This is a genomic window from Roseococcus sp. GW821-FHT12F05 (assembly GCF_058806835.1).
Genome location: NZ_JBXAQB010000001.1, coordinates 692,454 through 702,597 on the forward strand (window position 1 = coordinate 692,454; position 10,144 = coordinate 702,597).

The window sequence follows — 10,144 nt, forward strand, 5'->3', positions numbered from 1 at the left end:
CTACGTCTCCGCAATCTCCCGATCGTCCCTTGGCGCCGCCGCAAGCTCCGCCCAGTCCAGCTCCTCCTGGAGGGCCAGGAATGCGTCCTCCGCGATCTCGCCGCGACGGTGCAGCCCGTCCAACGCGCGGCGCGTCGCTGCGATGATCTCCAGCTGCAGCCGGCTGTCCTCCACATTGCGCTCGATCGCCGCGCGCCCACCCGTCGCGATCACCGATTGCAGCCGCGCGCGCATCGCCGCCACCGGCTTACCGTCGCGGTCGCCGAGCGCCGTCAGCCCGGCCTCCGCCAGCACCGCGCGACCGGCGCGGATGTCGTCGTCCATCGTGCCGTCCTTCGGAATCCCGAGCCAGCGCAGCAGAAGCGACACCGTCGATCCCTGGATGACCAGCGTGCCGAGCACGACGGCGAAGGCGCTCAGCACGATCACGTCGCGGCCCGGAAAATTGTACGGCAGCGAGAAGGCCGTCGCCAGCGTCAGGATCCCGCGCATGCCGCACCAGGCGATGAGCACCCGCAGCGCGCGCGATCCGGTCTCCGCCTCGCCGGCGCGGCGCACGAAGGGCGCCAGGACATGGCGGTAGCTCATCACCCAGACGATCCGGACCGCCACGACGATAAGGAAGACGAGACCCGCGAAGCTCATCGCGTCCCACAGCTCGCGCCGCGCGAGGGATTGGATGATCTGCCGCGCCTGCAGGCCCATCAGCAGGAAGGCGAAGACGTTGAGGATGAAGACGGAGGCGGCCCAGACCGAATAGGAATGCACGCGGTCCCGCGCCGACTGGCGCAGCGGCGCATGGCGGGCCAGCACCATCGCATAGGCCACGATCGCAAGAATCGGCGAGAGGTGCAGCCGCTCGGCCAGCAGCCAGAGCGCGAAGGTGGCGATGAACTCCAGGATGGTGGAGCTCAGCGTGCCCGCCCAGATCGCCCACATCCGCACGAAGAGCAGCCCCGTGAGGAAGCCCAGCAGCAGCCCGCCCGGCACGGCGAGCAGCTTCATGGAGGCGAAGGCCAGGGGCTCCAGCGTCTCGGCCGAAGCGATGGAGACCGCGGTGGTGAAGATCAGCAGCGCCACGGCATCGTTGAGCAGGCTCTCGCCCTGGAGCAGCGAGAGGGTCCGGCGCGGCAGGCCGCGGTTGCTCAGCGTCGCGCTGGCCGCGGCGGCGTCCGGCGGGGCCACGATGGCGCCGAGGGCGATGGCCGCCGCGACGGGCAGGCCCGCGAAGGCCCATCCGGCCAGTGCCACGGCCGCCGCGGTCAGCAGCACGGCGAAGAGGGCAAGGGCGATGAGCGGAAACCAGTCTCGCTTCAGCTCGTGCGGCGAGGTGTCGTAGCCGGCGTCCAGGATGGCGGGCGCCACGAAGAGCACCAGCGCCAGATGCGGATCCAGCCGCAGCTCCGGCGACCAGGGGAAGAAGGCGACGCAGGCGCCGGCCAGGGCCAGCAGGGTCGGGTAGGGCAGGCAGAGCCAGCGCGAGACCTGCAGCAGCAGGGCCGCCACCAGGAGCAGGCCGACCAGGGTCTCGAAGAGCGTCACACAGGCCTAAGCCCGCGCGGCGCGTTTGGTTGGCCTAGCGCCCGAGCTCCAGCGTCCCGGCGGCCCCGCCCGTGTGCGACAGGCGCAGCTTGCAGAGGCCGCCGCCGGGCCGGCGCAGCTGCCGCCCCGTCTGGCCGCGGTTCTCCGGCAGGTTGCGGTCGTGGATGCACTCGGCCGCCGCCAGGATGTTGAGGCGCGGGTCGGGCTCGCGCGGATCGTCGGCCTGACGGGCGATGGTCAGCACGCTCTCGGCCGGCGAGACGCCGAGCGCGGCCAGCAGATCCACCAGCGCCGAGGCGAAGGCCGGGTCATCGAGCTGCGCGCGGTCGTAGCCGAGGATGAGCATGCCGGCGAAGGACTGGATCTGCTGCGTCCGGCCCGGGACCAGATTCATCCGGCAGGTGGTCAGCCGCGAGCCGTCCGGCCCCTGCTGCACCTGGCAGGGGCCCGGCGCCAGCCGGGGGTTGATCACGGCGGCGGCGCGGTCGGGCGTGGCCAGGGCGCTGGGCGCCTTCGCCTCGCAGGCGGCGAGGGCCAGCAGCGCCAGGAGGGCCACCCCCCGCCTCACTTCACGAAGTCGACGATCAGCGAGATGGGCAGGCCGCCGGCCCGCTTGTCGTGCGGCGGCGCCCGCATCACGAACATCTCGTCCTCGGGATAGTCCACCATCACGTATTCGGCCCGGTTCACGAAATAGTGGTGGAACCGGATCGCCGCGCAATGTTCCAGCTTCGACCGGCGGATGAGCCCCCAGACCAGCTCCCAGGTCGGGAACCAGAGATGTGCATTGCCGTCGGGCAGGAATTCCACCTTCCGCTGCCGGCCCTTTCGGTCCCAGGAGACGCGGCCGCCCATCCGCAGGTCGGCGAGGACGTTGCCCTGTTCGTCGAAGACGCAGCGCTTGAGCAGGAAGGGCGAGCCATAGTCCGGCAGGCTCAGGCGGAAGATCCCGCCCGGCTTCAGCGCGCGGTGGATGTCGTCGAAGATCGCCGGCAGGTCGTCATAGGCCACATGCTCGAACACGTCCTGCGACTGGATCTTCTCCACGGAATTGTCAGCGACGGGCAGCGGCTGCCGGGCATCGTGCCGGATCTCCTGGCTGTGCTGCGGGGCCAGGGCGAGGCCCACGAAGCGGCCGGAGGCGTATTGCCGCTCGCCGGTGGTGAGGTTGCCGAAATACAGATACTTGCCGACAAGCGAGGGGTGGGTGGTTTGGCTCACACGCGTCGTCTCCCTGCTGCCGGCCATCGGGGCGAAGCTAGGCGGAAAGCCCCGGCGCAGCCCAGCCCCCTCCTCCAGCATGGCCGCCCGCGCAGGTTCCGCCGATACTCATGCAATGGAATATTGACCGCGGCCCGGGCTCGGGCTTCCTTGCGCAGCCGGCGGCCGACCGGCATGGAGACGCCCATGTCCTGGCACATCAGCCTCACGCGCTTCGCGAGCGCCCATATCGTGAAGAAGCAGGACGCGGCGAACTCCTGCGGCATCGCCTGCATCCTCATGGTCAACTTCAAGATCAAGAAGGGCCTGATGTTCGCCGGGCTCTCGGCCGGCAGCGCCGTCTCGGCCGTGCCGGTGCCGGGCGCCAGCTATGTCGGCGCCACGCTTTCCCAGGCCGCGATCCAGATGGCCGTGAAGACCGAGCCGCAGGTCTACAAGATCTACAGCGACGTGGTGGGCACGGTGTATGACGGCACCTCCTATACGGACGCGAAGAAGCATCCCGAGGTGCTGAAACGCCTCGGCCTCGGCAACTGGGAGTGCTTCTGGGCCGGCTCGGAGGGCGTCGCCGCGGCGATCCAGGCGCAGGCCAAGGCCGGCGTGCCCTGCATCGTGCATGTGAAGTGGAAGGCCGGCGGCGCGCATTTCGTCTGCATCGACGACGTCTACAGCCCCTTCGGCACCGCCTTCGCCTGCGTGAACGATCCCGCGGACGGCGAGGTGGTGGTGACGGCGCTCTCGCCCAACCCGATCAGCTACCTCGACAATGCCGGCACCTTCTCGGGCTGGATCGTGCGGCGCGTGTCGTCTCCGTGACAAACGGGGCCGGGCTCCCCACCTTGGCCCGATGTCCAAACACGATCGCCCCTGCATCAAGGTCTGCCGCTACGACGACGAGAGCGGCTGGTGCTTCGGCTGCGGGATGAGCCTGCGCGAGAAGAAGAGCTGGAAGCGTGTGGCGGGCTATCGCGCGGCCATCCGGGATTCCCTGCCGGCGCGGCTGGAGGCGCTCGCCGCGGAGGGCTTCGCCACCGGGCCGGACGCCGACGGCAAGCGGCGCAAGGACTGAGCCTCAGAGCGCCTGCAGCAGGTCGCTCAGCGGCCGGATGCCCAGCGCGTCCTCCATCCGCGGCACGGCGGCCCGCATGCCCGCCAGGGCGGCGACGCGGACCTCGCGCGGGGTGGCGCCGAACTCGCGCCGGAAGGCCCGGCTGAACTGCGAGGCGTCGTCGAAGCCGAGGCGCGCGGCGATCTCGGCGATCGTGCCCGTACCGGAAGGATCGCTCAGCCGGGCGTGACAGGCCTCCAGCCGCAGCCGCCGGATGTAGTGCGCCACCCCGCCCTCGCCCTGCAGCAGGCGGTAGAGCTGCGTGCGAGAGACGCCGAGCGCGCCGCAGAGCATCCCCGCATCCAGCTCGGGCGATTCGATGTTCCGCCGGACGATCCGGCGGACCTTGTCGAGCCGCGTCGCGTCGATCTGGCCCGCGGCGAGCACGATCCGCTCCGGCGTGGGGACGACGCAGGCGCCGACCATGGCCCGCACCGCGGCGGTGACATGCGGCAGGTCGGACTGCGCCAGCCGCGGCAGGCTGCGCGCCAGGTTGCGCAGGAAATCGCCGAGCAGCCGGCCGAGGCCCGTCTCCAGGACGATGCCCCTGGCGGCGTCGAGCTGGCTGGCGATCTCGGCGAAGCTGTCGCGCGGGAGGTAGATGTGCAGCCGCTCGTCGGCGACGCGCTCGCTCGACACGTCCACGCCGAGCGAGACGAGGAAGGGCGTCTGCGCCGGCACGGCGACGGAATCGTCCGGCGTGCTGATGCCGGTGTCGTGCTGGCCGAGGGTCAGGCACCAGTGGTCCACCGGGTTGCGCCGCACGAGCGCCCTCGTCCGCGTGGCGCGGAGGGTGGGGGCCGAGACCTGGCCGATGCCGAAGCCGTCCAGCGCCCAGTACCGGCTCTCGGCGAGGAAGCCCTGCTGGGCCTCTTCCGGCTGCTCCACCTCGAAGACCGAGGAGAACCAGCCCCGCCACGCGTCGAGCTGCTGCGCGGCCGGCAGGCCGTGGGTGGTTATGATCTCGGGCGTCATGACGTTCCTGTCGGGATCGGACCGGGTCAGGCGGGTCGGCGGCTTCCTATAGTCGGCAGGCTGGTATTGCCGGCACGCAACGATCGCAGGCCGGCCATCGCCAGGGATCACGGCTCGCTTCGATCACGGCTCGCTTCCGTCGAAGCGTCCGGACTGCTATGGCAGATGTCATGGCCGCCGGACAGACCGCCCGATCGAGGCTTCTGCGACTGCCCGAGGAGGACACGCTCTCGCTCGGCGAGCGCGCCTATCGCCAGCTGCGCACCTCCATCGTGCAGGGGCTGCTGCCGGCGGGCCGGAAGGTCTCCGAGCGCAGCCTGGCCACCGAGCTCGGCATCTCGGCGCAGCCCGTGCGCGAGGCGCTGCGCCGGCTGGAGCGCGAGGGGATGGTCGTCACCCTGCCGCGCAGCGGGACCGTCGTCGCCGAAGTCGGGCCGGGGCAGCTCGGCGAGCTCGGCCGCATCCGCGCCGCGCTGGAGGGGGTCGCCGCTGCGCTGGCGGCGGAGCGGCTGGACGACGGGGCGATGGCGGCGCTGGACGCGATCCTCGCGCGCATGAAGGCCGGCACGGCCGCCGCCGACATCGAGGAGCTGGACCAGGCGAACGAGGAGTTCCACGCGCTGATCCACCGCGCCACGGGCAACCTCTTCCTGACGCGCTCGCTCTCCTCGCTGCGCGCCTATGACAGCCTGGGTCGCCACCGCGCCGTGGGCAGCACGCCGCGCGACTTTCCTAAGGCCCTGGCCGAGCACAAGGGCATCGTCGCCGCCCTGAAGCGGCGCGACCCCGCGCTCGCGGAGGAGCGGATGCGGCACCATGTCCTGCGCTCGCTGGTCACCAACGGCGTGCTGCCGCGGCGGGGATGACGGAGAGATTGACGCGCGGCCGTCCGGCGCGTCAGACTGCCGAAACTGCTATTGCAGTTCAACGAGGGGTAGCCAACCGCCCCCGGCCTCGAGGAGATCTTCATGAAAGCCACCCCGATGCGGCGCGGCCGCCGGCTGCTCGCTGCCCTTGCCACCGTGGCGCTCGGCACCCTCGCGCTTGGCGCCCTCGGGCTGGCGGCGCCCGCCGCCGCGCAGGAATGGCGCGGCTGGAACATCCATGCCGCCGACTATCCGAACGGCCAGGGCCTCGACGCCTTCACCCGCATGGTCGGCGAGCGGACGAACAACCGCATCCGCATGCGCACCTTTCATTCGGCGCAGCTGGGACAGCAGGACGAGGCCATCCAGCAGATGCGCCTCGGCACCATCGACTTCGCGAACTTCAACCTCTCGCCCTTCAACAACCTCGCCGCCTCGACCAACGTGGTGACGCTGCCCTTCCTGTTCCGCGACGTGGCGCACATGCAGGCGGCCATCGACGGCCCGGCGGGCGAGGTGATCGCGCGCGAGCTGGAGGCGATCGGCATCGTCGCGCTGGCCTGGTACGACGCCGGCGCGCGCAGCCTCTACACCACGCGCCCCGTGCGAACGCCGGCCGACCTGCGGGGCATGAAGATCCGCGTGCAGACCTCCGACCTCTGGATCGACCTGATGCGCGCGCTTGGCGCCAACCCGACGCCGCTGCCCTTCGGCGAGGTCTTCACCAGCCTGCAGTCCGGCGTGATCGACGGAGCCGAGAACAACTGGCCCTCCTATGAATCGACCCGCCACTTCGAGGTCGCGCGCTACTACACCACCACCGAGCATTCCAACGTGCCGGAGATCCTGGCGGTCTCGCTGCAGCGCTGGCGCCGGCTCTCCGAGGCGGACCGCGCCATCATGCGCGCCGCCGCCCAGGAATCCGCCCGGATCCAGCGCCGCCTCTGGGCCGAGCGCGAGCGCACGAGCCGCGAGCGCGTGGTGGCCGCTGGCGTGACGGTGATCGACATCACCGACCGCACGCCCTGGTCCTCGCTGATGGAGCCGGTCTACGCGAAATACGCCTCCACCCCGGCGCTCGCCGACCTCGTCCGCCGCATCCGCGAGCTGCGGTGAGCGCGCCCGATACCGTGGAGGCCGGCCTGCCGCCGGCGCTGCGCGCCTTCACGCGCGCGCTCGGCTGGCTCTCCGCCGCCACCATCGCGGTGGCGGGCGTGGCGCTGGTGGCCCTGGTCGCGATGATGGGCTGGCTGGTCTTCGCCCGCTATGTGCTGAACGACACGCCGACCTGGATCGAGCGCGTGGCGACGCTGATGATCCTCGCCATCGCCATGCCCGTCGCGGCCGTCGGCGTGCGCGAGCGCTTTCACCTCTCCGTGCTCGGCATCCGCGAATCCCTGCCCGAGACCGGCCAGCGCTGGGTGGCGCTGGGCTGCGACGCGCTGATGGGCTTCTTCGGCGCCGGCATGGCCTGGTGGTCCTGGGAGCTCGTGGACACGGTGCGCGCCTTCAAGATTCCGCTGCTCGGCATCAGCCAGGGCTGGACCTACGCGCCCATGGTCGTGGGCGGCGCGCTGATGGTGCTCTACGCCGTCGAGCAGGTGCTGATGGACATCTTCTCGGCCGAGGCGCCGGAGAAGCGCGGCATCGCCGCCGCCTTCCTGGAGTAGCGGGCCTTGGAAATCGGACTCCTGCTGATCTTCGCCGTCTTCGCCCTCGGCATCGTGGCCGGCGTGCCCGTGGCCTTCACGCTGGGCATCGCCGCCCTGGTGGGCTTCCTCTACGAGGGGTTGAACCCCGCCGTCGTCTTCCAGCAGATGGCGAGCGGCATGAGCATCTTCTCGCTGCTGGCCATCCCCTTCTTCATCTTCGCCGGCGAGATCATGCTGCACGGCGGCATCGCGCGGCGGCTGATCAACCTCGCCTCGGCCAGCGTGGGCTGGATGCGCGGCGGGCTCGGCATGGTCGACGTCTCCACCTCCATGCTCTTCGGCGGCATCTCCGGCAGCGCGGTGGCGGACACCTCGGCGACCGGCACCATCCTGATCCCGGCCATGAAGGCCAAGGGCTACGGCGTGGACTATGCCGTCTCGCTGACCGTGACGAGCAGCATCGCCGGCATCCTGATACCGCCGAGCCACAACATGATCCTCTACTCGCTGGCGGCGGGCGGCGGCATTTCCGTGTCCGCGCTGTTCATCGCGGGCATCGTGCCGGGCATCGTGATGTGCCTCTCGCTCGCCGTCGCCGCCTATTGGATGGCCGTCCGGCGCGGCTATCCCGCCGATGGCTGGAAGGGCTTCCGGCATCTCGCCTGGGCCTTCATCGACGCGCTGCCCGGCCTGCTGACGGCAGTGATCATCCTGGGCGGCGTGCTCACCGGCATCTTCACCGTGACGGAATCCGCGGCCTTCGGGACGATCTGGGCGCTGCTGGTGACCTTCCTGATCTACCGCGCCCTGCCCTGGTCGGACTTCGTGGTCGCGGTGAAGACCAGCGTGCGCACGACGGCCGTGGTCTTCCTGCTGGTCGGCACGGCGACGGCCTTCGCCTGGCTGCTCGCCATGTACCGCCTGCCGGAGATCCTGACCGAGGGCATGCTCGCCATCAGCGGCAATCCCGTCGTCGTCCTGCTCATGATCAACGTCTGCCTGCTGCTGCTCGGCTGCGTGATGGACATGGCGGCGCTCATCCTCATCACCACGCCCATCTTCCTGCCGGTGGTCGTCGCGATCGGGATGGATCCGGTGCAGTTCGGCATGGTGATGATGATGAATCTGGGCCTCGGCCTCACCACGCCGCCGGTGGGCGCGGTGCTCTTCGTCGGCTGCGCCATCGGCAACATCCGCATCGAGGAGGTCATGCGCACCATCTGGCCCTTCTGGGGCGCCATTCTCATCGCGCTGGCCCTCACCACCTACTGGCCGGCGATGTCCCTGACCTTGCCGCGCCTCTTCCTCGGCTATGGGAGCTGACATGACCGCACCGCAAAAGCCCGTCCTGCTGACGGGCGCCTCCGGCAATCTCGGCCGCCACCTCGCGAAGAGCCTCGGCGCGCAGGGCTGGAAGCTGCGCCTGACCGACATCACGCCCTTCCCCGACCCGCTGCCGGCGGGCTCCGTCTTCGTGAAGGCGGACCTCAACGAGAGCCTTGCCATCGTGCGCCAGGCGGAGGGCTGCGGCGCCATCCTGCATTTCGGCGGCGTCTCGGTGGAGCGGCCCTTCGAGGAGATCCTCGGCCCCAACCTGCGCGGCGCCTACCACATCTACGAGGCGGCGCGGCGCGAGGGCGCGCGGGTGGTCTTCGCCAGCTCCAACCACTCCATCGGCTTCCACGAGCGACCTCGGGGAAATCAGGCCAAGCTGGACTTCGACGACGACTTCCGTCCCGACGGCTATTACGGGCTGTCCAAGGCCTATACCGAGCTGATGGGCCGCATGTACTGGGACAAGCACGGCGTCGAGAACGTGAACCTGCGCATCGGCTCCTGCTTCCCCAAGCCGATCGACCGGCGGATGCTCTCCACCTGGCTGTCCTACGCGGATCTGACGCGGCTCATCGAGCGCTGCGTGGGCGCGGAGCGCACGGGTCATTCGGTGATCTGGGCCTGCTCGAACAACCCCGCCTCCTATTGGGGCGAGGACCATCGCGCGCGCATCGGCTGGGCGCCGCAGGACAGCGCCGAGCCCTTCCGTTCCGAGGTGGAGCACATCACCGCCGACCCTGTCACGGAGCGCTATCAGGGCGGCGGCTACACGGCGATCGAGTATTCGCGGCAGGCACCCTCGCCGCGCGACGCCTTCTCGCTGGGCGAGTAGAGCGCGAACGGCCGGGACGGAATTGCCAGGGCCGGGTCCGCATCTCCCGGCCAAGGGAAAGCGCGGCCATCCCTGGCCGCGCCTCTCTTCGACGGGTTACGAGGTCGCCCAGCGGCAGGAGAGAACCAGCTGGCCCCGGATCACGGACGCATCCGGCGTGCTGCTGCCGCTCGGCTCATGCAGGGGCAGCGACAGGAGCTCGACCGTCTGCTGCTCGTAGGGCGCCAGCACGATCGTCTCCCGGAAGCGGATGACGTTGCGATTGCCGATGCGCGCGATCCGCGCCACCGTCACCGTGACGGTCCGGCGCGCCTGGTCCTGGTTCTGGAACTGGCCGTAATACACGGCCTCCCCGGGCGCGGGAGAATTCACGATGTTGCGGTAGACGGAGTTGATCGTCACCTTGCCTTCGCAGTTGCGGTTGAAGGTCTGCGCGGAGGCGGAGCTGGCGAAGGAGCCGATGGTCGCGGCGGCAACGACGGCGGAAGCGATCTGGGTGAAGCGGGTCATAGAAATCTCTCCTCTCTGTTTTGTTTTGTGCCCGGGATGGGCTCAGCGAGAGGATGTTGCGTCGAAAGCGTGAAGTCGGCCATGTTGTTTCGCCTATCGCGGG

Annotated in this window: 12 protein-coding genes; 7 read left to right on the top strand and 5 right to left on the bottom strand. The window is 70.1% G+C overall.

Annotated elements, in window-relative coordinates; translation table 11 throughout:
- Genes AC1ROY_RS03510 through AC1ROY_RS03520 form a run of 3 tightly spaced genes read right to left on the bottom strand, consistent with a single transcriptional unit; the run spans position 1 to position 2,763 of the window.
- The gene (locus AC1ROY_RS03510) at positions 1–1,542 is read right to left on the bottom strand and encodes a cation:proton antiporter (protein ID WP_493147146.1); all 1,542 of its coding nucleotides are present in this window, start codon (positions 1,540–1,542) and stop codon (positions 1–3) included.
- A gap of 34 nt (positions 1,543–1,576) precedes the next feature.
- Positions 1,577–2,098, bottom strand: coding sequence for a hypothetical protein (locus tag AC1ROY_RS03515; RefSeq protein ID WP_493147147.1), 522 nt, complete (start codon positions 2,096–2,098; stop codon positions 1,577–1,579).
- An 8-nt stretch (positions 2,099–2,106) separates the two neighbouring features.
- On the bottom strand, positions 2,107–2,763 hold the full coding sequence (locus AC1ROY_RS03520; RefSeq protein WP_493147149.1) for a methyltransferase domain-containing protein: 657 nt from the start codon (positions 2,761–2,763) through the stop codon (positions 2,107–2,109).
- A 186-nt stretch (positions 2,764–2,949) separates the two neighbouring features.
- Here AC1ROY_RS03520 and AC1ROY_RS03525 point away from each other — a divergent pair, with 186 nt between their 5' ends.
- Together AC1ROY_RS03525 and AC1ROY_RS03530 are read left to right on the top strand one after the other, a co-directional pair.
- Positions 2,950–3,579 (top strand): hypothetical protein, encoded by a 630-nt coding sequence (locus AC1ROY_RS03525; protein ID WP_493147150.1) that lies wholly within the window; start codon positions 2,950–2,952, stop codon positions 3,577–3,579.
- Between the two features lie 31 nt (positions 3,580–3,610).
- Positions 3,611–3,832, top strand: coding sequence for a DUF1289 domain-containing protein (locus AC1ROY_RS03530; protein WP_493147152.1), 222 nt, complete (start codon positions 3,611–3,613; stop codon positions 3,830–3,832).
- A 3-nt stretch (positions 3,833–3,835) separates the two neighbouring features.
- Here AC1ROY_RS03530 and AC1ROY_RS03535 read toward each other — a convergent pair whose 3' ends face one another.
- The gene (locus AC1ROY_RS03535; RefSeq protein ID WP_493147154.1) at positions 3,836–4,846 is read right to left on the bottom strand and encodes a helix-turn-helix transcriptional regulator; all 1,011 of its coding nucleotides are present in this window, start codon (positions 4,844–4,846) and stop codon (positions 3,836–3,838) included.
- Positions 4,847–5,016: 170 nt separating this feature from the next.
- Between AC1ROY_RS03535 and AC1ROY_RS03540 the strand changes: the two genes are divergently transcribed.
- From AC1ROY_RS03540 to AC1ROY_RS03560, 5 genes are all read left to right on the top strand, one after another.
- Positions 5,017–5,712 carry a GntR family transcriptional regulator gene (locus tag AC1ROY_RS03540; RefSeq protein ID WP_493147156.1) on the top strand — a complete coding sequence of 232 codons (696 nt, stop codon included), beginning with the start codon at positions 5,017–5,019 and terminating at the stop codon, positions 5,710–5,712.
- A gap of 102 nt (positions 5,713–5,814) precedes the next feature.
- Positions 5,815–6,828 (top strand): TRAP transporter substrate-binding protein, encoded by a 1,014-nt coding sequence (locus tag AC1ROY_RS03545; RefSeq protein ID WP_493147158.1) that lies wholly within the window; start codon positions 5,815–5,817, stop codon positions 6,826–6,828.
- Positions 6,825–7,382 (top strand): TRAP transporter small permease, encoded by a 558-nt coding sequence (locus AC1ROY_RS03550; protein ID WP_493147159.1) that lies wholly within the window; start codon positions 6,825–6,827, stop codon positions 7,380–7,382. The genes AC1ROY_RS03545 and AC1ROY_RS03550 overlap by 4 nt, the downstream gene beginning before the upstream one ends.
- A 6-nt stretch (positions 7,383–7,388) precedes the next feature.
- A complete protein-coding gene (locus tag AC1ROY_RS03555; RefSeq protein ID WP_493147160.1) occupies positions 7,389–8,687 on the top strand; it encodes a TRAP transporter large permease in 1,299 nt (432 codons plus the stop codon).
- 1 nt (position 8,688) lies between these two features.
- Positions 8,689–9,531: an NAD-dependent epimerase/dehydratase family protein gene (locus AC1ROY_RS03560; RefSeq protein ID WP_493147162.1), complete on the top strand. Its 843-nt coding sequence runs from the start codon at positions 8,689–8,691 to the stop codon at positions 9,529–9,531.
- 96 nt (positions 9,532–9,627) lie between these two features.
- Here the strand turns inward: AC1ROY_RS03560 and AC1ROY_RS03565 are convergent, their stop codons facing one another.
- Positions 9,628–10,041, bottom strand: a complete 414-nt coding sequence (locus AC1ROY_RS03565) for a hypothetical protein (RefSeq protein ID WP_493147164.1) — start codon at positions 10,039–10,041, stop codon at positions 9,628–9,630.
- Between the last annotated feature and the right edge of the window lie 103 nt (positions 10,042–10,144).